The 25440-nt window shown below is 58.3% G+C and carries 24 protein-coding genes and 5 tRNA genes; 2 read left to right on the forward strand and 27 right to left on the reverse strand.

Going from position 1 to position 25440, the window contains the following annotated elements:
• Positions 1 to 8 precede the first annotated feature (8 nt).
• The 3 genes from ftsH to AB1576_08355 form a co-directional block, all read right to left on the reverse strand.
• On the reverse strand, positions 9 to 1817 hold the full coding sequence (gene ftsH / locus AB1576_08345) for an ATP-dependent zinc metalloprotease FtsH (protein MEW6081770.1): 1809 nt from the start codon (positions 1815 to 1817) through the stop codon (positions 9 to 11).
• Positions 1814 to 3268 carry a tRNA lysidine(34) synthetase TilS gene (gene tilS / locus AB1576_08350; protein MEW6081771.1) on the reverse strand — a complete coding sequence of 485 codons (1455 nt, stop codon included), beginning with the start codon at positions 3266 to 3268 and terminating at the stop codon, positions 1814 to 1816. Before tilS ends, ftsH begins: the two co-directional genes overlap by 4 nt.
• A 109-nt stretch (positions 3269 to 3377) precedes the next feature.
• The gene (locus AB1576_08355) at positions 3378 to 5549 is read right to left on the reverse strand and encodes a SpoIIE family protein phosphatase (protein ID MEW6081772.1); all 2172 of its coding nucleotides are present in this window, start codon (positions 5547 to 5549) and stop codon (positions 3378 to 3380) included.
• 109 nt (positions 5550 to 5658) lie between these two features.
• Here AB1576_08355 and AB1576_08360 point away from each other — a divergent pair, with 109 nt between their 5' ends.
• A complete protein-coding gene (locus AB1576_08360) occupies positions 5659 to 5865 on the forward strand; it encodes a hypothetical protein (protein MEW6081773.1) in 207 nt (68 codons plus the stop codon).
• A 320-nt stretch (positions 5866 to 6185) separates the two neighbouring features.
• On the forward strand, positions 6186 to 7382 hold the full coding sequence (locus AB1576_08365; GenBank protein ID MEW6081774.1) for a flavodoxin domain-containing protein: 1197 nt from the start codon (positions 6186 to 6188) through the stop codon (positions 7380 to 7382).
• Positions 7383 to 7828: 446 nt separating this feature from the next.
• Here AB1576_08365 and AB1576_08370 read toward each other — a convergent pair whose 3' ends face one another.
• From AB1576_08370 to AB1576_08485, 24 genes are all read right to left on the reverse strand, one after another.
• Entirely contained in the window at positions 7829 to 8074 is a 246-nt protein-coding gene (locus AB1576_08370) for a MerR family transcriptional regulator (protein MEW6081775.1), read from the reverse strand.
• Between the two features lie 104 nt (positions 8075 to 8178).
• On the reverse strand, positions 8179 to 9354 hold the full coding sequence (locus AB1576_08375; protein MEW6081776.1) for an MFS transporter: 1176 nt from the start codon (positions 9352 to 9354) through the stop codon (positions 8179 to 8181).
• A 226-nt stretch (positions 9355 to 9580) separates the two neighbouring features.
• Entirely contained in the window at positions 9581 to 10096 is a 516-nt protein-coding gene (locus AB1576_08380; GenBank protein ID MEW6081777.1) for a GerMN domain-containing protein, read from the reverse strand.
• 333 nt (positions 10097 to 10429) lie between these two features.
• Positions 10430 to 10504, reverse strand: a tRNA-Glu gene (locus AB1576_08385).
• Positions 10505 to 10510: 6 nt separating this feature from the next.
• Positions 10511 to 10586, reverse strand: a tRNA-Lys gene (locus AB1576_08390).
• 22 nt (positions 10587 to 10608) lie between these two features.
• Positions 10609 to 10685: transfer RNA gene (locus AB1576_08395), tRNA-Met, on the reverse strand.
• Position 10686: 1 nt separating this feature from the next.
• Positions 10687 to 10762 (reverse strand) — tRNA-Met (locus AB1576_08400).
• A 79-nt stretch (positions 10763 to 10841) separates the two neighbouring features.
• Positions 10842 to 11981, reverse strand: coding sequence for a M20 family metallopeptidase (locus AB1576_08405; protein ID MEW6081778.1), 1140 nt, complete (start codon positions 11979 to 11981; stop codon positions 10842 to 10844).
• A gap of 598 nt (positions 11982 to 12579) precedes the next feature.
• Positions 12580 to 12666: transfer RNA gene (locus AB1576_08410), tRNA-Leu, on the reverse strand.
• A 5-nt stretch (positions 12667 to 12671) separates the two neighbouring features.
• A complete protein-coding gene (locus AB1576_08415; protein MEW6081779.1) occupies positions 12672 to 13052 on the reverse strand; it encodes a S1 RNA-binding domain-containing protein in 381 nt (126 codons plus the stop codon).
• Positions 13053 to 13162: 110 nt separating this feature from the next.
• A complete protein-coding gene (locus AB1576_08420) occupies positions 13163 to 13504 on the reverse strand; it encodes a septum formation initiator family protein (protein ID MEW6081780.1) in 342 nt (113 codons plus the stop codon).
• Positions 13494 to 13745, reverse strand: coding sequence for a sigma-70 region 4 domain-containing protein (locus AB1576_08425; protein ID MEW6081781.1), 252 nt, complete (start codon positions 13743 to 13745; stop codon positions 13494 to 13496). The genes AB1576_08420 and AB1576_08425 overlap by 11 nt, the downstream gene beginning before the upstream one ends.
• Positions 13746 to 13894: 149 nt before the next feature.
• On the reverse strand, positions 13895 to 14275 hold the full coding sequence (yabQ, locus tag AB1576_08430) for a spore cortex biosynthesis protein YabQ (protein MEW6081782.1): 381 nt from the start codon (positions 14273 to 14275) through the stop codon (positions 13895 to 13897).
• A 155-nt stretch (positions 14276 to 14430) separates the two neighbouring features.
• A complete protein-coding gene (gene yabP, locus AB1576_08435; protein MEW6081783.1) occupies positions 14431 to 14721 on the reverse strand; it encodes a sporulation protein YabP in 291 nt (96 codons plus the stop codon).
• Between the two features lie 141 nt (positions 14722 to 14862).
• Positions 14863 to 15105 (reverse strand): RNA-binding S4 domain-containing protein, encoded by a 243-nt coding sequence (locus tag AB1576_08440; protein ID MEW6081784.1) that lies wholly within the window; start codon positions 15103 to 15105, stop codon positions 14863 to 14865.
• 26 nt (positions 15106 to 15131) lie between these two features.
• Entirely contained in the window at positions 15132 to 15404 is a 273-nt protein-coding gene (locus tag AB1576_08445) for an HU family DNA-binding protein (GenBank protein ID MEW6081785.1), read from the reverse strand.
• Positions 15405 to 15470: 66 nt separating this feature from the next.
• Positions 15471 to 16874, reverse strand: a complete 1404-nt coding sequence (mazG, locus tag AB1576_08450) for a nucleoside triphosphate pyrophosphohydrolase (GenBank protein ID MEW6081786.1) — start codon at positions 16872 to 16874, stop codon at positions 15471 to 15473.
• A 3-nt stretch (positions 16875 to 16877) separates the two neighbouring features.
• The gene (locus AB1576_08455) at positions 16878 to 18488 is read right to left on the reverse strand and encodes a polysaccharide biosynthesis protein (protein ID MEW6081787.1); all 1611 of its coding nucleotides are present in this window, start codon (positions 18486 to 18488) and stop codon (positions 16878 to 16880) included.
• 117 nt (positions 18489 to 18605) lie between these two features.
• On the reverse strand, positions 18606 to 19169 hold the full coding sequence (gene spoVT / locus AB1576_08460) for a stage V sporulation protein T (GenBank protein MEW6081788.1): 564 nt from the start codon (positions 19167 to 19169) through the stop codon (positions 18606 to 18608).
• A gap of 123 nt (positions 19170 to 19292) precedes the next feature.
• Positions 19293 to 22814, reverse strand: a complete 3522-nt coding sequence (gene mfd, locus AB1576_08465) for a transcription-repair coupling factor (protein MEW6081789.1) — start codon at positions 22812 to 22814, stop codon at positions 19293 to 19295.
• Between the two features lie 4 nt (positions 22815 to 22818).
• Positions 22819 to 23127 carry a hypothetical protein gene (locus AB1576_08470; GenBank protein MEW6081790.1) on the reverse strand — a complete coding sequence of 103 codons (309 nt, stop codon included), beginning with the start codon at positions 23125 to 23127 and terminating at the stop codon, positions 22819 to 22821.
• Between the two features lie 101 nt (positions 23128 to 23228).
• Complete coding sequence (pth, locus tag AB1576_08475) at positions 23229 to 23813, reverse strand: aminoacyl-tRNA hydrolase (GenBank protein ID MEW6081791.1); 585 nt, start codon at positions 23811 to 23813, stop codon at positions 23229 to 23231.
• A gap of 48 nt (positions 23814 to 23861) precedes the next feature.
• Positions 23862 to 24479, reverse strand: coding sequence for a 50S ribosomal protein L25 (locus tag AB1576_08480; GenBank protein MEW6081792.1), 618 nt, complete (start codon positions 24477 to 24479; stop codon positions 23862 to 23864).
• Between the two features lie 3 nt (positions 24480 to 24482).
• Positions 24483 to 25439 (reverse strand): ribose-phosphate pyrophosphokinase, encoded by a 957-nt coding sequence (locus AB1576_08485; GenBank protein ID MEW6081793.1) that lies wholly within the window; start codon positions 25437 to 25439, stop codon positions 24483 to 24485.
• Between the last annotated feature and the right edge of the window lies 1 nt (position 25440).

Consider the following 25440-nt stretch of genomic DNA (forward strand, 5'->3'; position numbering starts at 1 on the left):
GGGGGGCCTTAGCTAGCCTTTTCCGCTACGTTATTCAGGAGGTCCTCCAGCTCGTGACCCTCCAGGGTTTCCTTCTCCATCAGCGTGCCCGCGACCTTGTTGAGCATCTCCATGTTCTCCGTCAGCAGGTCCTGCGCACGCTTATAGCACAATGACACTATCCTGCGGACCTCATCATCAATGGAGGCGGCTACTTCTTCGCTGTAGTTCCTGTCCCGCGCTATATCCCGGCCCAGGAACACATGGTCTTGTTTGTTGCCGAAGGTGAGCGGGCCCAGTTTCTCGGACATCCCAAACTCCATGATCATCTTTCTCACCATCTTGGTGGCCTTCTCCAGATCATCCGAGGCACCGGTGGAGACCTCCTTGAAGATGAGTTCCTCCGAGCACCTGCCCGCCAGGGCCACCGTGATGCGGTCCATTATCTCGGACCTTGTGATGAGGTACCGGTCCTCAATGGGCAGCTGCAGCACATAGCCTAGGGCTCCCCCCCGAGGTATGATGGATACCTTGTGGACTGGATCCGTATTCGGCAGCTTCCTGGCAACAAGGGCATGAGCCGCCTCGTGAAAGGCAACTATCTTCTTCTCCTTCTCACTGATTATGCGGCTCTTCCTCTCTGGGCCCGCCAGCACACGGTCGATGGCTTCCTCCATCTCCTCCATGCCTATGATCTTGCGGCGTCTCCTTGCCGCCAGCAATGCCGCCTCGTTAACCATGTTCTCTATGTCGGCGCCGGTGAAACCCGGGGTCCTCTGGGCCAGCACATCCAGGTCCACATCGCTGGCCAGCGGCTTACTCTTGGAATGGACCTTGAGGATTTCGATCCGGCCCCTCAGGTCGGGCTTGTCAAGGACGATTTGGCGATCGAACCTGCCAGGCCTGAGAAGCGCGGGATCCAGAACATCCGGGCGGTTGGTGGCCGCTATCACTATCAAACCCTCATTCACACTGAAGCCGTCCATCTCCACCAGCAGCTGGTTAAGGGTCTGCTCCCTCTCATCGTGACCCCCGCCATATCCTGCTCCCCTCTGGCGCCCAACCGCGTCAATCTCGTCAATGAAGACGATGGCGGGGGAGCTCTTCTTGGCCTGTTCGAAAAGGTCACGAACCCTGGATGCCCCTACTCCCACGAACATCTCCACGAAATCGGAGCCGCTAATACTGAAGAAGGGCACGCCTGCCTCTCCAGCCACAGCCCGGGCCACTAACGTCTTGCCGGTTCCCGGGGCTCCGAACAACAACACGCCCTTGGGAATCCTTGCGCCTATCTCCATGTACTTCTTGGGGTGCTTCAGGAAGTCCACGATCTCCTGGAGCTCCTCCTTGACCTCGTCTACGCCCGCGACGTCACTAAAGGTGATCCGCTTCTTGTCTGCCGGAGTGTGCAGTCGGGCTCTGCTACGGCCGAACTGCATCACACGATTCCCGCCACCCTGGGTCTGCTGCATGATGAAAAAGAATGCGCCCACCACAAGTATTACTGGGAGAATGGTGCTAAGAAGCGTGGTCCACAGAGCAGGCTGGGACGGGGGCTTAACGATTATTGCGACACCCTCCTGCTCAAGGACCTGGTAGAGGGCGGGGTCTTCCGGAATGATGGCCAGGAACTCGGAGCCATCCTTGAGAACACCCGTTACCTTGTGGCCGTCCTCTACTGTCACCTGCCGGACGTTGCCTTCCCGGATCGCTGCCAGGAACTCCGTATAGGAAATCTCTCTGCTGTCAGTCCCGCCGGTGGCCAGGTAGTTGGCTATGGAGATGCTGACCAGCAGTATAAGTAGGTATACCATGATGTTCCTGAAGGCCTTGTTCACCGATCAGCCCTCCCTTCTGTGTCGATGGTGTCTACGGGTGTGGCTGTGACAATGAGCACCGTCTTAGTGTTGCCGGTCACCTTGAATACCTCTGAGAGCCTGAGTCCCACAATCCAGGCGATCTCTTCGCCCGAAACAAGGAGAGGCACTCTGCCTCTCAGGTTCCGGGGAACCTTCTCAGAGATGAAAAAGTCCTTTACCTTCTTGGTACCGCCCAGGCCCAGGGGACGAAAACTGTCGCCTGGCAGGCGCGACCTCGCACGCAGGGGCAATACCACCTTATTATAGTCAAAATAGCTTCGGAATGCAACATTGGCACTCCAGGCCCTCTCCATTTCGGCCCGCACAGATTCCCTGTCAGCCACGGAGGTCTCAATCACGTAGTCAACCTCAGGAAGGAATGTCACGCCAGGGACCTTCACCTCTCTGGAGAAGGGGGGGGCGAATGCCCCTCGGCCCGGTGCCAGGGTGAGATCTCCATAGTCCAGGCTCGCTGTCACACCCCCAGGCAGGTGTAGTCTCTGGCCTGTTCCTCCCAACGTGATCAGTCTGTCGATGTCCGCAATGTGAGAAAAGCAAATGCCCTGGAGACCTCCGCAGGCCTCCTCTATGGCAGCCCGTAACACCCTGCGGCGCAAGGCGGGCATCATCTCTCGCAGGTCGCCTGCGGAGAGCCTCAACTCATCATCGCCCGGCTCCAGCATCACCCGGGAGAGGGCCTCCTCTGCCCTCCGGCCAAGGTAGTCCGCATCTTCACGGCACACCTCGGCTGTCCTGGCCAGAACCTGCCTGAGCCCGGGGTTCAGCTCCTTCTCCAGGAAGGGAAGGATTTCGTGCCTGAGCCGGTTTCTCAGGTACCCCGGATCCAGGTTGGTGCTGTCAAACCTGGTGGCCAGGCCATTCAGCCTGCAGTACGCCTGGATTTCGTGCCTGGGGACATTGATGAGTGGCCTGATTACCCTTACTCCGGGGGCCAGGTCCCGGGCTGGAGGAATGCCAGACAAGCCCTCTACACCGGCCCCCCGCAAGAAGCGCATGAGGACGGTTTCCGCCTGGTCGTCCCTGTTATGCCCCAGAGCAACTCGGGAAGCTCCCAGGGATGCCGCAACCTCCAGGTACATCTTGTACCGCTCTCTCCGGCCAACCTGTTCCTCGGATAGTCCCTCATCGCGGGCCATCCTCCGGATGTCCCGTTCACATGCGGTGAAACCGGCTCCCAGGGAAGTCGCCAGGTGCCGCACGTAATTGGCGTCCTCCTTGGCCTCTTCACCCCTCATAAGGTGGTTCAGGTGTGCCGTGTGGAGGCTCAGGTCATACTGTTCCCTGAGCGAAGCGAGTACGTGGAGGAGCGCCACAGAATCTGGTCCCCCCGAAACACCCACGACCACCGCAGTGCCCGTCTCAAGCATGCGATGGGAATCAACGGTCCTCTTCACCTCTTGCAGGAGCACAGTCGCACCGCCCCCCTGTTCTCTCCTCTACTATACCATCTCGCGCTTAGGCCAACAAAAAAAGTGTGTGGCTTTCGCCACACAAAGCAGGGGTTGGGAGAGGCAAGACCTATGAGTCATCCACCATGAACCGAGTGACCAGCACTGTAATATCATCGGCTCTGGCGGGGTCCATCCGTTTTGCCGCAGCCCGGACCACGGCCTCTGCCAGGTCCGCGGCCCGGAACCCCACGCACTGTTCGAGAAACCCGGCAATCCAGCCTTCGGCTTTGGCCGGAGCAGCCTCTAGCAGGCCATCGGTGGTCATAACCAGGATATCGCCAGGGGCTATCCTCTCACACGCCGGCTCCGCCATGACATCGCTGAGAATACCCAGGGGGAGACCTTGGCCCCTGATGGTCTTTACCTTCCCGCGCCTCACCAGAAAGCTGGGGCACGCTCCTACCTTCAAGAAGTCCGCGGAACCGTCCCCAAGACTCACCAGGACCATATCTACTGTGGCGAACACCTCCTCGGGGGAACGCAACAGCAGTATGGAGTTGACCGTTCGCAGCGCGAGGTCGCGGTCGAACCCGGATGCCAGCAGCCTTTCCAGGAGGCCCACAGCTGCCTTGCTCTCCCGGGCAGCGCGATCCCCTACACCCATGCCGTCGCTCAGGACCAGGAGGAGTCTCTCTGCCTCCAGTTCTCTGGCCAGGTAGTGGTCCCCCGACACCTGACCCTCTGTGGGTTTCCTGGCCACACCTACTTCATATGAGAGGAAGCGCTCGGGCAACTGCCCGGCCTGCGGGCGCAGGTTCCCATTTTTGACCTGCCTGGCCAGGTCCTCAAGGATCTTGGTTATCCCCTGGATCTGCCCGGATACCAGTTCCCTGCTCTCGGCCATTCTTCGCTGCCAGAAACGGTTCAGCTGGTGGATCTCATGTAGTTCTTTCGCCGCCTGAGTCAGGTTCACCAGGTGGTCACACCGGGAACGCAGGGACACTGGCACTTCATCAGGGTCAACTCGCCCCGTCGAACCCATCTGGGTAAACAGCCCCATGATCTCCTTGTGCGTAGCGTGAAAATCCCTTTCCCAGCACCGCCTGTAGCTGCCGCAGGAGCCACATACCCTGGTCACCAAGCCCGAAAGGAGGTGAGTGAGACCCGTGTCCTCTTCCTCCCAGCAGCCGGGAGAGACCTCCTGGAAACTCGCGGAGACCTCAGTGAAGGCCTTGGCCAGATCTTCAAGCCTGTCAGCCGCCATTTCCCGCGCCATTGTGTCCTCACGGGCTGGATTTGGAGTCATAACCTGGCTGGCGACCCGCCACCACTTGCCCGGGATCACCGCCACGAAAGTGGAGGTAGCCATCGTCTCAGCCAGCAGCACTGTAAAGTTTGGTGAGTCCAGCGAAAACCCTATCAGGAGGGCGCCAGCCACATAGCCCCACACACACGCCTGCGGCCCCCACAGCCTAAGAACACCGGCTATGAGCCCGGGCACCCCGTGGAGAGCCACAGTCTCGATCCCTCGTGATCCTCCTAGGACCGTCAAGGCACCCGCGGTTACTCCCGCTGCAGCTCCCATTCCCGGGAACCCAGCCAGGCAGAAGGCTAAGGTAAGCACCCTGCTGAGGATGGCTTGAAGGTCCAGGAGGCCAAGCACAAGCCCCCTGAGGCCCATGAAGGCGATGGCTCCAAGACCAACCAAGCCCACCTGCAGCGCGAACTCACCGTTTTGCCTGGCCCCTGCCCGGGAAGTGCCAGTCATCACTGGCAGGACCTCGGCCAGCACCATGCAGGTCACGGCAGCGATGACCGCCTCAAAACCCAGGTTGACCCACTCAGAGGGTCCCTCCGGGGCCAGGAACACCCAGGGCGCCCTAGTACCCAGCACGATTAAGAAGGTGGCCACGCCCAAGATGGGAGGTGAGGGCGACCCCCTCACATTGGCGGAAAATACTTGAACCGCCACAATACCTAAGAGCACGGTGACCACAAGCCTCACGTCGAGCTGGCTGGCTGCGCCAGCGATGATCCCTGCCGCCACAGGCAGTGGGTGATAACCCCGGGTCTTCCGGGTAGCCATGAAGAGGGCGACGGAGAAGGGGCTCATCACACCCATCACCTGAGCCCTGGATACTAGGAGGCCCATGGTAAACGGGATGCCCCACCTCCGGAGAAAGTCCAGACCATGCCTCCGGGCCTTCCCCACGATGCCGCGAAATCTCCCCTGCCTAACCCAGCGTCCCCTGGTGATGGCGAAGGCTGGCAGCCTGGCTCGAGCCATCTCAGGAAACACACCCGCCTTCCTGCTGGCCCATTTCGTTCATTCTAGATCATTTCAAGGAGGGGATTCTGTCGCCCTGAGGGGACAAGCTCAATAAACCTTCGACATGATGCGCGGGTTCTTGGCACCCTCTTCAGTGAAGGACAAGCCAATATCGAGACGTCACTACATGATACCCTTTGCCATAATAATAGTGAGCTTCTTGATGGCAATGGCCTTGAGCGGCCCTACATACCTTCACGCCCCTGGCAGCAATAGGCACCGTACCTGGACAGTGGACGTGTGCGTGGGAAGGCTTCGCAAGAAGATCGAGGGGGACTTGTCCTAGCCTCCGTTCGTGGTGACCAGGTGGGGCGCGGGATACTCTTTCGACCCTGGAGACTGCAATAGCGGTCCTTGAACCTAAGATCATGTTCTTCCCCTTCGCCACCATTGAGGCACACGGAGGCACCGTCGAGGGGGCACGTATGATTGGCACAGGCAGATTCTTCACGGTGGTGGTTCCAGGGGAGATCCCACCAGGACAGGTATTTAAGATCTCCGGCTGGGAATATGCGGCTATTGGGTCAAGGGGCATCTCTTAGGAGGAATCCCGGGAGGGATGTAGAAGAATATAACCAACTAAGTTATCAATGGGGGGAATTATATATGGGAGCAGTACAGATAGCGGAAAACATCTACTGGGTAGGAGCAATGGACTGGAACATCCGTCACTTCCACGGACCCGCCTATTCCACTCACAAGGGCACCACCTACAACAGCTACCTCATCATCGATGACAAGGTGACCCTGGTGGACACGGTGTATGGTCCGTTCTCCGATGTTCTCCTGAAAAACATAGCGGAGATCACGGATCCGTCGAAGATTGACTACGTGGTCTCCAATCACGTGGAGACCGATCATTCGGGGGGGCTGCCAGCCATCATGGCACTTAACCCCGGCGCCAAGGTGTTCTGCAGCAAGAAGGGGGAGGAAGGACTAAGGAAGCACTACTTCGGGGACTGGGACTACCAGGTGGTGAAGACAGGGACTCAGGTCAGCCTGGGCCGGAGAAGCCTGACCTTCGTGGAGGCCCCGATGCTTCACTGGCCTGACAGCATGTTCACGTACGTGAATGAGGATGCCATCCTGCTGCCCAACGATGCCTTCGGGCAGCACATAGCCACGGCTTTCAGGTTCGATGACGAGGTTAGCATGGAAGAGGTCATGGTGGAGGCCGCGAAGTACTACGCCAACATACTCACCCCCTTCAGTGACCTGGTCCTCAAGAAGCTCGAGGAAGTAACAGCCATGGGAATACCTATCAAGATGATCGGGCCGAGTCACGGTATCATCTGGAGGAAGGATCCCTCCCGTATAATTCGAGCCTACGCATCCTGGGCCCGAGGTGATACGCGGGAAAAAGCGGTCATCGCCTACGATACCATGTGGGAGAGCACAGCCAAGATGGGTTATGCAATTCTACAGGGGTTCGTGGATGAAGGCGTTGAGGCCAAGTTGTACGCTATTTCCTCATCTGACCGGAATGACATCATCAAGGAGATACTGGACGCCAGGATGGTGGTAGTGGGCTCCCCTACCATCAACAAGGACTTCCTGGCAACAGTGGGTCCTTTACTGGACGACCTCAAGGGGCTCAGGCCTAAGGCCAAGCTTGGGGCGGCTTTCGGATCCTACGGTTGGAGCGGGGAGTCCATAAAGAACATCGAGGAGAGACTGGCATCGGCAGGAGTTACCATAGCAGAGCCGGGCTTGCGCTTCAAGTGGGTTCCCACGGAGGATGAGCTGGAACGGAGCAGGGAGTACGGGAGGAATCTCGCCAGGAGACTAAAGGACACTGGATAACTTGCGGCAAATCGGTTTTTGGAGGGCGCCCTCTCCGCCAGGGAGAGGGTGCCCTGGATTTCCATCTGGACTTTCCTAAGAGCAGCCTGTTGTAGGAGCCGGCATGCCCGCATTGAGCAGGCATGATGCAGGCGATCCAGGCTAGAAAAAACCTGAAGACAGGGGGCCAAACCCATGCTACAATCGATGTGGGGGGCAGGCCCGGAAAGGATGGTTCGCATGGCCAAGGCTGAGAAGACTAAAAAGAGCACCGCTAAACCCAAACCGGCAAAATCGGGCGGATCCAAAAAAGGCTGCAAGGCCTGACTCCCTGCTAGTCCCGCAAGACACGGCCATGCCCCCCGGCATCGCGGGACCCGGTGGAATCCACTCTCTCAGAATGGCACCTGCGTCGCATGTGCCATTGGCGCTGGTTAGGGAGTTTCCGGGGAGGGCAGGTGTGGTGGTCACACCTTCTTAATGGTGAGGATTATCCTCACTCCCGCCACATTGACACCCTCGTCTTCAATGAGGTAGCGGATGTACTGGCATACCTCCACATCGTACTCGGAGTAAAGGCGGGTATTCCCGGGCGTGCGAAACGGCCCTATTAGGCCCATTTGCTCGTAGTATCTGAGGGTGTAGGGTTTGACACCCACGAGATCTGAGGCGACACCTATGGAGTATACCGGTCGTTTCTTGTCAACACCCATGCTTTGTTCGCTCCCCAGGATTCACTTCAACGTGTATCCTAGTTTATCCTACGGCAGATGTAAATAATGTGATATGGCCACAGCATCTTTGTGCCCCCGTTCCGCTAGCCCGTTCCCGCCTCCCCAGAAAGTTTGCTGGCCCTGAAGTGCACCTTTACAGACACCAGGGCCAACACCAGGTAGAACACGACCACGTAGAAGGGAGCCGCGTACCCCCATACCACAGCCGCGGCTCCGAAGACAATGGGCCCAAGAGTATCCGTTATACGGTTGAAGGTGAAGCGGAGCCCTAAAGCCATCGCACGGGTCTCGCGTTCCGTATCTTCGGTGGCCAGCGCCAGGCTCATTGCGGTGAGAATACCGAAAGCCCCGCCCACCATTGCAGACCCGACACCCAGCAGGAGCGCCGATTGCAGAAGAGGCATCATAGCAACCAACCCTATCTCAGCAACCAGGGTGGCCTGCAGCAGGCGAGCCCTGCGGAGTTTTCTTTCCAGTGCCCGCAGCAAGGGAGGGGCCAGGAGTTCCCCGACACCCCTGAGGGACAGCAAAAACCCTATGGAGAACGGCTCCAAGCCCATCTGCCGCAGGTAGAGGGGGAAGAAGGAATTGAAAAGAGTGAGTATGCACAGGGCAGCTACGGTGAGCATAAGGGAGAGCTTGTAGCGACCGGATTCGAAGATATGGTGGACGTGGAGTCGATCGATAGGCACCCGCTTGGTTTTCGTTATGTACTCCCGGGCAAGGAGCCCCGAGAAGAACACCCCAACAATGGAGGAAACCCCGATGACCAGGAAGGCTTGGCGATAGTCAAACTGCTGAGCCAGGAACCCTCCTACCGTGGGACCAATGATACCGGCGGCGCCGTACGATGCTACGAGGAGGGAGAACCCCCAGGTGAGGGACTTATCACTGCATGAGCATGATATGTACGACTGGCTGCCCAGGACTAGGAGAATCTGGGCAAGGCCTACCAGCAGCTGTCCGGCGAACAGAATGCCGATGTTGCCCGAGAGGTAGAACAGCATGCACCCGCTGAAGGTAAGCACGATGAGCAGGTACGACCAGCGCCTCAGGGTAAGGCGGGAGACGATCCAGGAAACCCACAGGGAGATCACTGCGGGAACCAGGGAGTAGGCAGAGAGGACTACGCCCATCGTAAAAGGCTCGATCCCCAGGCAGTCTAGGTAAAGGGGTACAAGAGGCCGGAACATCAACAGCATCAGAGCGTTCCAGAAGTTGAATATGAGGAGCGCAGCCATGTGGCGTTCAAGATGCATCACAGCATCCCCTTTTCGCGAATGCTCCAAGCCCCATGGCTCAGCGCTTAACTCTCGATGATGAGAGCAAGAGCACCACAAATACACAGCACCCTGCCCGGGAGTGCACAGGGAAGGGTGCTGTGCCCTCAGCATGCTGGGTGAGCCATGACAGCCAGTTCCCTATTTCGCGGATCTGGCTCCAGGCTCCTCCCGAGAGAATACCTTGACCCTTGTCGCCGCCTTTCTAGTCGATGATCAGGTCCTCCGCCCGGGATAGGGGTTCGGTCATGTCCATGTGGCCAGCCAGGCTGTCAAGGGGAGTGCCTTCAATGAGGATCGCAACCCTCTTGACTTCATCGAATTCTGTCAGGGTATTGACGATGGCAAAGACCGTAATGGTCTCGCCGGCGGAGCCCCCCCAGTGACCGGACTGGAGTTCCCGGGAGAAATCGGCGTAGGCCACGCCATCTTCTACCTCAACACCCAGGATCTTAGTGCCTTCTGGCAGTACCCGGGCAAGGTCCGAGCGCATAGATCCCTCCGCAAGAGCCTGGAGGGTCAAAGCGTAAAGGTTGGATCCTTCGGGCACGTTGATTTCCCGGACTTCAGCCACAAGCCCTGTGGCCTGCTGATCTCCGAAGTATAGGGTAACCTCGGTATGTGGGGTGGCCTCATCAGTGGTAGGCTGTGGCTGAAGAGTCGCACCTCCGCATCCTGCTAGGATAACCATACTTGTCACAATTAGGACAACAAACTGCATTCGCACCATTCATCCCTCCGTTCCCTCGGTTCCATCGCACTGACGACGCCTCAACGGTTTGGGTTCCCGAGAGACTTCCTCATATGATTATCCTCCCCTGGTTGTCCGTTTTCCAGTGCCCGGATCCTGCGGCTCGACAACGGGAGACATCGAGGCTTAAGACCTTATCGTCACTCCCGCCTATCAAACCAAGATGCGCCTTGACCCCAATAAATTACACGACGTGGCAAAAATGGCGGGCCGGTTACCGCCTTTGCTTAACTGCTGCACTTTCAGACAAAATAAAAACCACCTGCTGATAAAGTACTTCTTATCAATAGATGGTGAATGATTTGGTGGCCCCAAGGGGAGTCGAACCCCTGTTACCGCCTTGAAAGAGCGGTGTCTTGACCACTTGACCATGGGGCCAGAACTTGGTGGGCCATGAAGGCTTCGAACCCTCGACAACCCGATTAAGAGTCGGGTGCTCTACCAACTGAGCTAATGGCCCACCCTAAAGCGTTAATCTTCGTTGGTAGCGGCGGCTGGATTCGAACCAGCGACTCTACGGGTATGAACCGTATGCTCTGACCACCTGAGCTACGCCGCCTTGGTTGCGGGGGTAGGATTTGAACCCACGACCTCCGGGTTATGAGCCCGACGAGCTACCAGCTGCTCCACCCCGCGGTATTCTTTGCGCCTCATCATTATACCATATGAGCCATGAGGGTCAAGACCAGAGAACTACGCCAAGTGCGCCCCTACTTTACGGGCTAAGCAGCATCAATACAAGGAGAGCCGCCCTCTCGGGCAATTTGTCGATTAGCACATACTCGTCCAGGGAATGACCGCCACCTCCCACCGCCCCCAGGCCATCCAAGGTCGGCACACCCAGCACCGAAGTGATGTTTCCATCACTGCAACCGCCAGAACCGTCCTCCAAAACATCTAGACCGATTGTTTTTGCCAGTGACCTCGCCTTCTGGTAAAGGAACACGGTACCCGGAGACCTTTCCATGGGGAGCCGGTTGATGTCTCCTGTCACCCTGATCTCGGCTTGAGGGTTCACGGGCTTCAACCCTCGTATGCGTCTTAGCATTTTCTCTCCCTGTGCCAGTGTCATTATCCTAACGTCAATCTCGGCCTTGGCGTAGGCAGCTACTACGTTTGGCCTGGTGCCACCCTCGACTATTCCCACATTTACCGTAACACCAGGAAGGTCTTGACCAATATGATACAGGCTCGTAATCTGGTGGCTTATCTCCTGGACTGCATCTACGCCAGACCCGGGATCAGCCCCTGCATGTGATGCCCGCCCTATGACCTCCAAGACGAAACGGCCGATGCCCTTGCGCCAAGTCTTGAGTGCCCCAGAGGGGGACACCGCTGGCTCAAGGACCAGGACAGCACTGCTGGCCTGGGCTTCGCTCTCTATCAAGTCCTTAGAGGAATTACTGCCCACCTCTTCATCGGAGGTCAGGAGCACGACCACTTCACGGCAGGGGTGAAGTCCCAGGTCCCTCAAGACTTTCAATGCGTGAAAGCCGATTACTATGCCGCCCTTCATGTCGAGTACCCCCGGACCGTAGGCCCGGCCGTCATGGACCCGGAAGGGTCTGCGTTCTGCCTCTCCCACCGGCCACACTGTATCCATGTGACATAGGATTAGGGTCCTTTCCGTGCCCTTACCCCAGGATACCCTCAGGTGGTTGCCAGTCTCCGATCCTGGGAATATGGTGGTCCTGCACCCCAGTTCTTCACGAAACCGCCGCTCAAGGTAAGTGGAAAACAGGTCCAGGGTCTTCTTGTCGTTGGAGGGTGAGTCCATCTCCACAAAGGCACAAAGATCATCTAGCATCCATGGCAGGCGGCTCACCAGGTACTGCTGTACGGTCAGGTGATACATGGCTCCCTCCACAGTCATTTATCTCACCGAGCAGGCCTAAAGGGCCCGAGGCCCGTGCCGCAATCACATTGTCCGAAATCCCGCAGTTGAGTGGGGGCATCCCTGTGGTTGCTTTCCTGTTATAGTTGATCCTAATGGCTGTGAGCTAGCCCTTAGCGTTGCTGGCTCTTCTTCTGTACCCCATCGCCTGGCTCCTTCTCCGTCCTCTCCGGCTGCTAGGCGTAGCAGTAGCAGGCGTTTTCACCACCATGTGGTTCATCATCACCCTGCCTTTACAGACCTTCAGACGGAGATACTGGCTGGGGTCCACCGGCTCCGGTAGAGGTGACTTTCCCTATTGACACAAGCAAGCGGAGTATTCCCCTCGTGCGATTAGGTGTTACCTCCCAAGATGGTAGATACCAGTCTTTCCCTTGTTCACCGCCCGGCGCTGTGGTGTAATGCCTTACTTATCGAGCATCGCGTCGCACGTTCTTCCCGGCCGCGAAAGATGGAATACCCCTCTAAACAAGAATGGCACCCACACACGATCAGGCACCAACCATACTAAGACGGACCCTTCACCCAAGAAAGGTCCTTCATCTATTGCCCGCTATACTGGTGCCGGGAGCGGGAGTTGAACCCGCACGGGCTATCGCCCAAAGGATTTTAAGTCCCTTGCGTCTGCCAGTTCCGCCACCCCGGCACTTACTACATAGGGCGGCCCGCTCCGCGACCTCCCCGCTTCGATTCGGTATTCTTCTTAAGATCCTGAAGCCTCTCATCGCTTTCCTTGAGAAAGCGGGCCAGCTTCTCCTCAAAAGACGGATCTCGGCCGTGCCCCCTAACCTTTTTCAGCGACTGGACTTGTTTGATGGAAAGAGCTACTTTGCCCCGGTCATCCATGGAGAGAACCTTTACGGTAACAGTGTCCTTCTCCTTAAGGTAATCCTTAATGTCCTTCACGTAAGCGTCCGCGACCTCGGAAATGTGAACAAGGCCAGTACGCCCATCAGGGAGTTGAACAAATGCGCCAAAATGAGTGATCCCGGTTACTACCCCTTCTACGATGTCTCCAACCGCAATGGCCATCAGCCAGAAATTCCTCCTGTTTCTCCTTTCGTAAGCGCTTAGCGCAGGTTAATTATAGTCCATGGCTGAAGTCCATGTCAACGGATGTGATAGTGATGTGCCGGATGCTCCTAGTCTTCGGAGTCAAAGGAACCCTCAACCGCCATGTACAAGAGTTCTCCGGGCTTGATGAGCCCCAGTTGCTCTCGGGCCATCTGCTCAATGTAGGCATCGCCTTGCATCGCTTCGACCCTCTGGCGCAGGATCTCATTATTCACGCTGTGGAAGCGAATCTGCTCCTCGAACTGGGCTACCTCAGCCCTGAGGCTGAAGAACTTCACCGCTTGCCCAGTGAACAGGACCAAGGTGTACACTGTCACAAGCATCAGGAACACCTTCTTTGCCACGCGGCCTATGGCGGATGGCAATCGCTTGTCCCGTGCCTTGAGGCGGATCACGGCTTCAGCCTTCACTTCTTGTCCCCTCTTCTCCAGCGTCGGATTCACTGCCGAAAATCGCCAGCGGGTCGCCAGCAACCACGATGACCACCTGGTACCCCTTGGCCCTTGCTCTTCCATAGAGAGTGGCGACGGTTCCGCTGGACAGGTTCAGCCTGCCGGCAATCTCCTCGGTGGAGAACCCCATTTCCTTAAGTACCGTCACCTGCTTCTCCCTGTAACTCAAGCGCTCCGCGCCTCGTATCTCTATCTGCAATGCCCCTCACAGCCCTTATCCACAAAACTAGTACATAAGTGATACATAGTGCATACACATTCTCCGTGGAACCCGCGATTCCTTCTTGCCGTCTGCTAGATCATTAGGACTGCAAAGGTAAACAGCCACAGGTGTGGACATACCGGTTATTATGGGTTCGCCCCTTCCTGTGTGGGCTTGCTCTTTCGCGCCCTGCGCAGGGCCTGGCTTGCCCTGCGTCTAACCAGGCACATGGCGTAGAAGATGCGCCTGAAGGCGCACACCACCACGTTGCTTGCCAGCCACCGGTAAATCAAGAAACCCAGGATGAGGCCAGTGAATACGTAGAGTCGGACTTCCCCCCAGTTTCCAAACAACAGGGCCGTTGATATCAGAAATGTGGTGAGGACCCAGAAAGCAATGTCCCCGGCATCCCCCAGGAGCCGTCGCGGGCGGACGATCCCCCGCAACGCCCTGAAGACGTCGAAGAGGAACCCGGTGACCATACCCGCCAGTATCGTCACACAGAACACGTAGAGTTGAACCTCCACCGGATACAAGGGATACCCCTCCCGTCCATGTGGGTGCAGCACCCCCATGTTGTGTCCCGGCGCTCCAATGGGTGGCTGAAGAACCTGCAAACAGGGTGTATTCTACGTGAAAAGGGCCCGGCGTTAACCGGGCTCCCTGGCATCAAGAACCGCGGCTACCGGAAGAGCCTGTCGATGAAGTTCTTCTTGCCCTTGGCTCTCGCCCGCGACCCCGGCAGGTACTGCAGGGCATTTAACATGCCCTCCACAGCGAAATCCCCTTCCTCCAGGCTTAGCTGTCTGATCTGGAGATCTTCACCTCTCAGGGTTAGAGCCCCCATTTCGGTTTCCAGTATGACCTCTTGATCATCGAAGCTCTCAACATTCAGGACGCCCTTTATGACTACGTGTTCCCGATTGGTAATGGTCACCTGGTGATCGAAGTTGCTTATATCGCGGTCTTCCATGGGATCCCCTCCCTGGACGTGGTACTTTGTTCATTGTTATTCCGTGGAAGGCGTGATATTCCGGCCCTTAGCCAACCCGTCGTGTCACAGGCGGGAGAAAAACCATGATGGCCGCGAGCGCGGCCATCTCTGTGCGGTATCTTATTCGAGGGTCCTGTAAGCCTCAGTCGCATCCCTCGGCACCGGGCCCTCGCCGGAGACCAACACTTCAACCTTAACGTGGCGCGGTCCCATCCGGAACTCCACCACGTCTCCGGTCTTGACCTCCAAAGATGGCTTGGCCGCTCTGCCGTTTACCTTCACTTTCCCTTGGTCGCAGAAGTCCTTGGCAACCGTCCTCCTCTTGATGAGGCGGCTTACCTTGAGAAACTTATCAAGTCTCAGGACTCTTCCCCCGCATCTTGCTGTCTCTATTCCACCGAGTCTTTTAGCATCTTGCCCGCCTTGAATGCGGGAACGTTGCGGGCTTCAATCTCGATTTCCTCGCCCGTCCTGGGATTCCTTCCCTTCCTGGCCTCCCTGGGTCTCACCCAGAAGGTCCCGAACCCCACCAGGGAAACCTTGTCTCCCCCGCTAAGCGCCTCCTGGATACTCTCAACCACGGCGTTCACCGATTTCTCGGCATCCCGTTTGGTAATACCTGCCTTCTGGGCGACTACGGCGACCAAATCCGCCTTGTTCACTGGCCATACCTCCCCTGGAACATACCGTGATCGCCTTGACCGCTAACCTGGGCCGAGCCCTAACCATCACGGGGCTTCCTCGGCCTTGCATTCTTCCCAGAGCCTGTCCATCTCGGACAAGCTCATGCCTCGCAGGTCTGCGCCAGTTTTCGCCGCCAGGGTCTCCATGCATCGAAATCGGCTGCAGAACCGTCGCACCGCCCTGGCCAGCGCCATCTCTGGGTTCACCCCCAGGAACCTGGACAGGTTCACCATGGAAAACAAGACATCGCCCATTTCCTCCTCAACCTTCTCCTGGGAAAGACCCCGGGCCTCCTCCAGCTCGCGGATCTCTTCCTTCGCCTTTTCCATTACATCGCCGATCCTGTCCCAGTCGAAACCGATCTCCGCTACGGTGCGCTGCACCTTCTGTGCCATCAGCAAGGCAGGCCAGCTCCGGGGCGGATCGGATAGCATGGACTCGTGGTCCGGCTCGCCCTTCTCTTTCCTTTTGATGTCTTGCCAGTACCAGATGACATCTGCAGAAGTCTTCGCAGTGGCATCCGCGAAGACGTGCGGGTGCCTCCTCACCATCTTTTCGCAGACACCACGGACCACATCGTCGATGTCAAACGCCTCGGATTCCTGGGCTATCCTGGCATGGAGCACGACCTGCAGTAACAAGTCTCCCAATTCCTCGCAGAGTTTATTCATATCCCCGGCATCCACAGCCTCCACTACCTCGTATGCCTCTTCCACCGCATAAGGCCTAAGCGAGTGATGGGTTTGCTCCCGGTCCCAGGGACACCCGCCTGCCTCTCTCAGCCGGGCTACCACCCCCACTAGTGGTTCAAGTGCCCCCTTGGGCGAGTGCAGGCCTTCAGGGACGAGGAGGGCTATGGGGTGGGGAGGCAGTACGCCCGCACCCGCCGGAAGGCGGAGGACCTCAGGAGTCTTCCAGTCATGGACCAAGCTGGCGCCACCGGTCCCGTAACGGATCTTGTCAATGGCCCGTTTGAGCCCCACGGTCCCGTAGGCTCCCAGAACGATGAGGCCCTCAGGTGAAGGGGCTAGGCCCTGCGACCAAGGATAGGCTACCTTGAACCCATCAGGGAAGCTCATTAGGCCAAGCACCATGCTAATGATGCTGTGGCTTCTGTGCTGGACAATTTGGAAACCCCGTTCACTGAGGTAGCCGGTTACCCATATCGCGTGGGGGTCATCCCCAGTATCCCCCGGTGTAACGTAGGCTACGGGCCCTTGCAGAGCAGCGGCTTCCAGTAGGGAAGCCAGGTGATGGCACCCGAAATCAAAGGACGAACCCTCCAGGATCCCCTCAACATCAACAGCAGGGGGACCATCCCCCTGGTAAGTTATGCCTGGGTGCCTCCGGGTCCTCGCCACCAACGCGGCCAGAGAGAGTGCCTCCAGAGCTCCCCTCGCAGAATCCGTTATTCCGAGACCCACCAGGTGAATCGTACCTGCCCCCACGCCCTACCTCTCCTCGCGCCACGTGGGAAGCCGGCCTAGCATCCTCGCAAGGCCCGGCCCCACCCGGGGAATGAGACTCACATCACGGGCCGTGATCCCACCCATGAGTATCATGAGAAAACCATAGCCCAGCATCCCGATGCTTACTGATCCCAGGACTGACAGGCCGTTTGAACCTGTCACGACCAGGAGCTCCGAGTACGAGGCCTTAACAGCCAAGCCCATGAGCAACGTGGCAGCTAGGGGCTTCACCAGGACGCCAAGTACCGGCAGCGAGACTGCCAGAATACGCCTGATCACCAGGAAATCCATGAGAGCAGCAAGAAGGAAACCCGCTACGCTGGCCAGGCCTGCTCCCTGAATCCCAATAACTGGCGTAAGGTACCATGTCAGGGCCAGTTTGAGGATGGCACCCAGGACCAGGTGTCTAACGGGTATGATGGTGAGTCCCAGAGCCTGGAGCACAGCTGCGCTGGTCTGCTGGAAGCCTAGGAAGAGTACGAGAAACGCCAAGGACTTCAGAGGAACCCCAACCTCTGGCGCGGCATATAGAAAGGCACAGATCTCCCTTGCCAGGATGTACAGGCCTGCGGCTGACGGCAGGGAGATGACCGTGGTCAGCCTGAGTGCCGTGGTCACCTTACTCCTTATCTGTTCGGTCTGGCCCAGCGCGGAGGCCCCAGCTATTGCTGGCACCAAGCTTGTTGCCAGGGCCACGGTGAACACGGTCGGCAGGTTGACCAAGGGCATGGCCCCGCCGCTGAGCTGGCCGTAGAGCGCCGTAGCCTCGGCCATGCCCACTCCAGCAGCCTGCAGCTGGCGAGGCACCACCAGCATGTCAACGAGGAGTATGAGGGGCAGGACCATGCCCGCCAGGGAAATGGGTACTGCCAAGCCAACGATGCGCTTGACCGTTTGGAGGTTGCCCTCGGGTACCCTCCACGGGCGACGGCGGGTTGGATTCTCCGCGCCCCTGCCAATGATGAACAGCACTGTGAGGTAGCCCAGGGCAACCAGGGCTCCGCTCACAGCCCCAAAGGTTGCTCCGGCAGCAGCATACTCCAGCCCTCGTGGCATCAGGAGGTAGGCCAGGACGAACATCGTCCCCACGCGGACAAGTTGCTCTAGCACCTGAGACACGGCCGTGGGAGCCATTCGAAGGTGACCCTGGAAGAACCCGCGAAAGGCAGAAGTCACCGTTACCAGGAACACGGCGGGGGCTATCGCGGCTAAGGCCAGTGCAGAACGAGGGTCCTGGGTCACGGTCTTGGCGAAGTGCTGGGCCCCGAAGAACAGGAGGAGGGAGAACAAGAACCCAGATGCAGCCAGGATGGCCAGGGAGAGGTAGAATACGCGGTAGGCGCCGGACCTGTTCTTAACAGCAAGGTTCTCAGCGACCATCTTGGAGATGGCGATAGGTATCCCTATGGTAGACAGGGCAAGGAGGGTGGTGTAGATGGGGTAGGCCATCTGCACCAGCCCCATCCCTTCGCCGCCGATCAAGCGGTACAGGGGGATCCTGTACACCGCGCCAAGCACTCTGGTAAGTAGATGAGCCACGCTTAGAATGAGCGCGCCACGAATGAATGAGTCCCGCTTGTCTCCGGCTCCCACACCAATCCGCCTCCGCTCGGGCCAAGCCAATCTCCCCACCATTATAGCAGACCTGGGAGACAAGGGGAAAAAGAAAGGAGGAGCATCAAGTGCCCCTCCATGCCTGTCTTTGGCAATCTATTGTTCCATTTGCTTGGCTAGGAAGCCAGCGGCGGTCTCCGCGAGTTTGAGCTCCAGATCTCCCAGTTCCACCGCGGGTTCCTTGGAGCAGATGATAACCGCCCCAATGGGATCCCCCTCGGATATGATGGGGGCAACTACCCAGGCAGTGAACCGGGTTTCCTCCTCGTCATCCCCCAACAAGGCACCCTTGAACTGCCGTTCTGCCCCTGCCTTGCTCACCATCAACGTCTTGCGTTCTTCCATGGCCCTTTCAAGCAGGGCGCCCACGGGTTTGTTGAGAAACTCTTTTTTGGGCCCGCCAGACACAGCGATGATCGTATCGCGGTCGGCTATCAGGGCAATGTGGCCAATGGCCTCATAGAGGGAGTCGGCATACTCCTTGGCGAAATCCCCCAGTTCCCCGATGGGTGAGTACTTCTTGAGAATGACTTCCCCATCACGATCCACGAATATCTCCAAGGGATCTCCCTCGCGAATGCGCAGGGTCCGCCGGATTTCCTTGGGGATTACCACTCTTCCGAGATCGTCAATGCGCCTTACGATGCCTGTAGCCTTCATCGACACCCCTCCTTTTGCCCCAGCGGCTTTTCGGCCTCGGTTTTTCAGTTCTAGTATATAAGAGCGTTAACAATCTTATTCATTTTTTCCAGCCAGGCGGATGGGGTCCTTGCTGGAGAGGAGCTAGCCCCTATCGTAGGTGCCTCCTACTATGTAGCCGAGACGGTCCAGGGTTAGCCCGGTGAATTCCAGGATTTCCCTGGGCTTGAGCCCATCCGTCCGCAACACCAGGTCCTTCTTCCTTCCTGGAGCCAGCTGCGCCCGCCTGCGAAACTCCACACCCAGCGCCTGGACGATGTCTTGGGGAAGGTCAGGCGTCACACTCCAGGACATGGTGATCCTGCGCTTCTCCTCGGTTATGGACTTCAGCCCAAGGTGGGTGGCTCGGATCTTCAGGGCTGCCACCTCAACAAGATTCTCCACCGGGAGGGGAGGGTGACCGAAACGATCCCGGAGTTCCTCCTTAACCTCACTCACTCCTTCCAGGTCCAGAGTCTCCGCCAGCCTCCTGTACATCTCCAGCTTCTGCCGCGGGTCTAGGATGTACTCCGGAGGGATAAAGGCGTCCACGCGCAGGTCCACTACGGTCTGAACCCTCGGGTGCCTCCTTTGGCCTTTGAGTTCACGAACCGCCTCCTCCAGCATCCTAAGATACATGTCAAACCCCACGGAAATGATGAAGCCATGCTGTTCGGGGCCCAGTATGTTCCCGGCCCCTCGAATCTCCAGGTCCCTTAGGGCTATCCTATAGCCTGAACCCAGCTCAGTGAATTCCTTGATGGCGTCCAGGCGCTTCTCTGCGGTTAGCGTGAGGCTCCGGTCTTGCCTGTAAGTCAGGTAGGCGTGGGCCACCCGATTGGACCGCCCAATCCGGCCCCTTAACTGGTAGAGCTGCGCCAACCCCAGGTTCCCGGCTTCTTCTACAATCATTGTGTTTACGTTGGCGATGTCCAGGCCGGACTCAATTATGGTGGTGCACACCAGGACATCGATGTTCTGATCAAGGAAGTCCAGCATAATGCGCTCCAGCTCATCCTCTTTCATCTGGCCGTGAGCCACGCCGATGCGGGCCTGAGGAGCCAGCCGTTCCAACCTGGTGACCGCCCTTTCAATGGTCCTCACCCGGTTATGAACGTAGAACACCTGCCCTCCGCGGTCCAGCTCACGGTGAATGGCTTGCCTTACTATCTCGTCATCAAACTCCACTACGTAGGTTTGCACAGGATAGCGGTCTTCAGGCGGTGTCTCTATGACGCTCATGTCCCGGAGACCGCCCAAGGCCATGTGCAGTGTGCGCGGAATGGGAGTGGCTGACAGGGTTAGGACATCAACGGTGCTGCGAATCCTCTTCAGCCTTTCCTTGTGAGCAACACCAAACCGGTGTTCCTCATCGATAATCAGTAGTCCCAGGTCGTGGAACTTAACGTCTGCCTGCAGGAGCCTGTGGGTGCCGATGACGACATCGATCTTGCCCGATCTGAGCCTGCCTACGATGTCTTCCTGTTCTCTCTGGGAGCGAAACCGGCTCAAAACGTCCACCGAGACGGGAAATCCCTGAAAGCGCTCTTTGAAGGTGCCGTGGTGCTGCATCGCCAAGATGGTGGTTGGTACCAGCAATGCGGTTTGTTTCCCATCCATGGCGGCCTTGAAGGCAGCCCGCACAGCCACCTCTGTCTTGCCGTACCCCACATCGCCGCAAAGCAACCGGTCCATAGGCTTGGGCGCCTCCATGTCCCGCTTGATTTCCTGCGTTGCCTGGGCTTGGTCGGGCGTCTCTTCATACTTGAAGGAGTCCTCAAATTCCGCCTGCCACGGCGTATCCGGGGAGAAACTGTAACCGGGACTGGCCTCCCTGGCCGTATTGAGTTCCAGGAGCTCCAGAGCCATCCTCCTTACAGACTCGGAAACGCGCCGCTTCACCCTGGCCCAGTCGTTTCCCCCGAGCCTGTACACCTTAGGCTCCACCCCCTCGGTTCCCACATACCTGGAAATGAGGTCCATCTGGTCTGTGGGCACGTAGAGAGCGTCATCAGCAGCGTATTGGATGAACACAAAGTCCCTCCAAACCCCGTCTATCTCCAGGGAACGGATCCCCTTGTAGATACCGATACCGTGATGCGCGTGGACCACATGGTCCCCAACCGTAAGGTCTGGAAGCGCATGGATCCTAGACCCTTCAGCCCGCCTGGCTCTCCGTGGTCTCCTTGTACTGCCCCGGATATCTGATTCGGCGTGTACTACAAGGTTGGCCGAATTCCACTGGAAACCCGCCTCAATGGAGCCTACGGAGGTGATTACTGAGCCGCCAGGGGGCACAGACCTGATTCCCCCGCTGTACGCAGCAGGTACCTGTTCTTCCCAGAGGGACTGGGCTATACGGCGGGCCCGATCCGTACTGGCACTGAGCACCACCGTTATCCTCCCTGACCTCCTAAGGCGACCCACTTCATCCACGAATGCCTTCCACTGTCCAGCGAAGCGAAGGGCCGGGGTCACCTGAGCTTGGACAAGATTGCCTACCTTGGCACCAGGGATGGACCTGGCAAACCCAGAGAGGTAGACCGGCCCGCGTTGCCTCATCTCCTCGTAAATCTCAACCCATGAGGCCCACATGCAGGACTGTCTCGGGAGGGCCTTCCCCTCCTTCACGGCATGGGAGAACGACTCTTCAACCGACCTTTCCACTGCCAGGGCACCCTCGCGGACCCTGGAGGGTTCATCCAGGAAGATCAGGGCCCCTGCCGGAAGGTAGGAGAGAATACTGACCGGTCTCTCGTAGAAGTAGGCACCATACCTCTGAAGTCCTTCGAAGGACAGTCCTTCAAGGAGGCTTCTCACATCTCGGGTGACGGCATCCCTGAGCCGGGAGAGTGCCTGAGAGCCTCTGAGCCCCTCCTTGAGGTCGGCCTCTATTCGCCGGGCCACCTCCGGGGCCTCAGATACACCAAGGTGATACTCCTTGGCTGGTGGCATGCGAACCTCGGGCACCTCGGACTGGGACCGTTGAGTCCAGGGGTCGAAAACCCGGATAGAGTCCAGGAGGTCCCCGGCGAAGTCGAGCCTGAAAGGCTGGTCTTGGGAGAGGGGAAACACATCCACGATCCCTCCCCTCACAGCGAACTCACCCGGTTGCTCCACCACAGATTGGCGGCGGTACCCCCCCTGGAGAAGCCTCTCCGCCAGAGCCAGTGGGGAGATGGTACAACCCTTACTGACCTTGACAACACGCTCCATGAAGACCTCGGGGGGCATGGTCCTTCCCATCAGCGCAGCCACAGAGGTAAAGACAATTGGGGCCTGCCCCGGCACGAGGGCATCCAGCACCTTGATCCGAGACGCCTCAGTCCCCGGGCTGGAGGCCGCCACCCCACAGGCCATGACCTCCAGGGGTAAAAGGGTGTGCACGACCTCCCTGCCAAGGTAAGATCCCACCTCTAGTGCCAGGTAGTCAGCGACAACCGGGTCATGAGTGACGTAAAGGCAGGGACCGCCTACCGCATCCAGGAGGGCGGCAGCGAAGAAGGGCTTAGCGGAACCGCTAAGCCCATATACCATCTGCTCTAGGCCGCCTTGCCGGGAAGCGGAGAGCACCGACTGAGCCTCTGGTGTGCCCGCTATCGCCTTGAGAAGTCCCCTGAGACTCAATGCCTTACCTCCTTGGGCTACCCGGAGACATGCTTAGGACTACATGGTTAAAGAGGGCGTGGACGGGATAGGCTGCCAATACTCCCCACCACCAGTGCTGTCCGGCAAACACGGCCACTTGCGCCAGGAAACCAAAGAGCAAGTGGCTAGACACGCTGAACAAGGCCGCAGCAACGCCCCTCTTGGTTGGGCCTGACACGTCATAGAAGGCCTCCACCACACCAAAGAAGATGTGCGTGATGATAAGGGACGCACCCGCCAAGGTCCCAGCCAGGGTCTTTAGGCCCTCCTCTATAACGGGCGCCACCAACACCGAAAGGCCGCGATTACGGGCACCCCGAGTTATGGCGCGGCCAAGAATGCTATTGACTATATAAGCGGCGAGGGCGGCGATGACGCCCGCCAGCAGGCCCCTTAGCAGGTGGTTAGCGGCAATTCCCTGGATCCCTTCCCATTGAAGCGTCTCATGGCTTCTTCAATGCCATGGACCAGGATAGACTCGATGGCCCGGGCTGCACTGTGACACAGAGCGTCAAGGTCATCTAGTAGCCTTTCCCTCAGTGGTTCAAGCACATACTCTGCGGCGTCCCACCCCTCAGGGGGGCGGCCGACTCCTACGCGAACCCGGCAAAACCCCCTGGTGCCCAGGGCCCATATAATGGATTCAACCCCGCGGTGGCCTCCAGAGCCCCCATCGAACCTCACCCTAAGCTGGCCCTCTTCCAGGTCAATGTCATCGTGAACTACGACCACCCGAACAGGTTCGACGCCCAGGCCCCGGGCGGCAGCTGCCACAGACAGCCCGCTGCGGTTCATGTAGGTAGAGGGCTTTGCGAGCACCACAGGGTGCTCTTGCAGGGCCCCTCGCCCAGTCAACGCGAGGTAGAGCGGGGTGTCCACCGCTATGGAGTGCTGCTCTCCCAGGTGGTCAATAACGCGGAACCCGGCGTTGTGCCGGGTGTCCCGGTACTTTCTGCCTGGATTGCCCAGGCCCACCACTAACCACAAGACAACCACCCCCAGCGGGGATCACTCAAGATTTCCGGGCTACTCAGCGGCCTCTTCTTGGGCCTCAGCCCCTTCCGCCGCCTCTTGGACTTCCTCCTCACGCCTGCTCGCCAGGACCGATACAACGATCTCCTCAGGGTCGTTGAGCACCTTGACTCCTTCGGGGATCGGCAGGTCAGCGACCCTGAGTTGCTGGCCTATTTCAACGCCGGAGATATCCCCGATTATGCTATCGGGTATCTCTGTAGGAAGGCACTCCACATCCAACGACCTGACCTGATGCTGTACGAGGGCACCGTTGTGGGTAAGCTCCTCCTCGCCGTGGAGGATTACGGGAACCTGTGTCTTCATCCGTTCTTTTAATGATATGTGATGGAAATCCACATGAAGCACATGGCCCTTCACGGGGTGCCTCTGAACCTGCTTGAGCACCACGGTCTTCCTCTCCTGACCAGATCCACCTATTTCGAGGTCTATTAGTCCCCGGGCGGCGGCCCCGGCTCCCAAGAGACCCTCCAGATCCTTGGCGGGGATTATTATGGCCATGGCAGGGGAGTGCGCTCCATATACCACGGCGGGAACAAAGCCCTCGCGCCTGACAGCGTTCACCTTAATACCGGCAGCCCTTGGGGCAGCCTTCAGCAAATAGACACCCATCAACTAATCCCTCCAGACTACTTTGAACATCTCACTTACGGACTGGTCTTGGTGGATCCGCTCTATGGCCTCACCCAAGAGATGAGCCACAGACAGCACCCTGACTTTTCCGCACGACCTCTTCAATGGGACAGTATTTGTTACCACCAGCTCCTCAACTTCAGACGATGACAAGTGTTTCAGGGCCTGTCCAGAGAAGATCGGGTGGGAGCAGCAGGCGTAGACCTCCCGGGCACCCTTCTCTAGCAGAGCTCGGCTACCATTGATGATGGTTCCGCCTGTGTCTATGATGTCATCTATCATGATGGCGGCCTTCCCCTGTACCCTACCGATTATGTTCACCACCTCGCACATTCCCGGCTCCGGTCTTCTCTTATCGATGATCGCGATGCTGGCCCCCAGAACCTCCGCCATATCCCGGGCGCGTTGCACGCCCCCGATGTCAGGCGCTACCACTACTGCGTTTTCCAGGCCCTTTTCAATGAAGTAATCACCCAGGATAGGCGCGGCGGAGAGGTGGTCTACGGGGATATCGAAGAACCCCTGGATCTGCCCGGCGTGCAGGTCAACGGTGAGGACGCGATTGACGCCTGCCGTGGTCAGCAGGTTCGCCACCAGCTTGGCTGTGATGGGCTCGCGGCCCCTGGTCTTCCGATCCTGCCTGGCATAGCCGTAGTGAGGGACTACGGCTGTGATGCGCTTGGCGGATGCCCTGCGCATGGCGTCAATGATGATCAGGAGTTCCATTATGGCATCATTAACAGGATCACACATGGACTGGACCACGAAGATGTCATGCCCCCGGACGCTTTCATCCACAGTGACCTTGATTTCCCCGTTGGAGAAACGGCCCACGTCCAGCCTTCCCATTTGGATCCCCAGGTGAGCCGCGATCTCCTTGGCCAGGTCGGGTGTAGCCGTCCCGGTGAAGATCTTAAGGTGCCCGTCGTTGGGTGACACC

The organism is Bacillota bacterium (assembly GCA_040754315.1).
Taxonomy (GTDB): Bacteria; Bacillota; Sulfobacillia; order DUSP01; family JBFMCS01; genus JBFMCS01.

Coding starts and splice junctions, on each gene's coding strand:
- AB1576_08365 (MEW6081774.1), top strand. CDS start 6,186: ATGGGAGCAGTACAGATAGCGGAAAACATCTACTGGGTAGGAGCAATG.
- AB1576_08370 (MEW6081775.1), bottom strand. CDS start 8,074: ATGGGTGTTGACAAGAAACGACCGGTATACTCCATAGGTGTCGCCTCA.
- AB1576_08375 (MEW6081776.1), bottom strand. CDS start 9,354: ATGCATCTTGAACGCCACATGGCTGCGCTCCTCATATTCAACTTCTGG.
- AB1576_08380 (MEW6081777.1), bottom strand. CDS start 10,096: ATGCAGTTTGTTGTCCTAATTGTGACAAGTATGGTTATCCTAGCAGGA.
- AB1576_08405 (MEW6081778.1), bottom strand. CDS start 11,981: ATGTATCACCTGACCGTACAGCAGTACCTGGTGAGCCGCCTGCCATGG.
- AB1576_08415 (MEW6081779.1), bottom strand. CDS start 13,052: ATGGCCATTGCGGTTGGAGACATCGTAGAAGGGGTAGTAACCGGGATC.
- yabP (MEW6081783.1), bottom strand. CDS start 14,721: ATGGAAGACCGCGATATAAGCAACTTCGATCACCAGGTGACCATTACC.
- spoVT (MEW6081788.1), bottom strand. CDS start 19,169: ATGAAGGCTACAGGCATCGTAAGGCGCATTGACGATCTCGGAAGAGTG.
- AB1576_08480 (MEW6081792.1), bottom strand. CDS start 24,479: ATGGGTGTCTATTTGCTGAAGGCTGCCCCAAGGGCTGCCGGTATTAAG.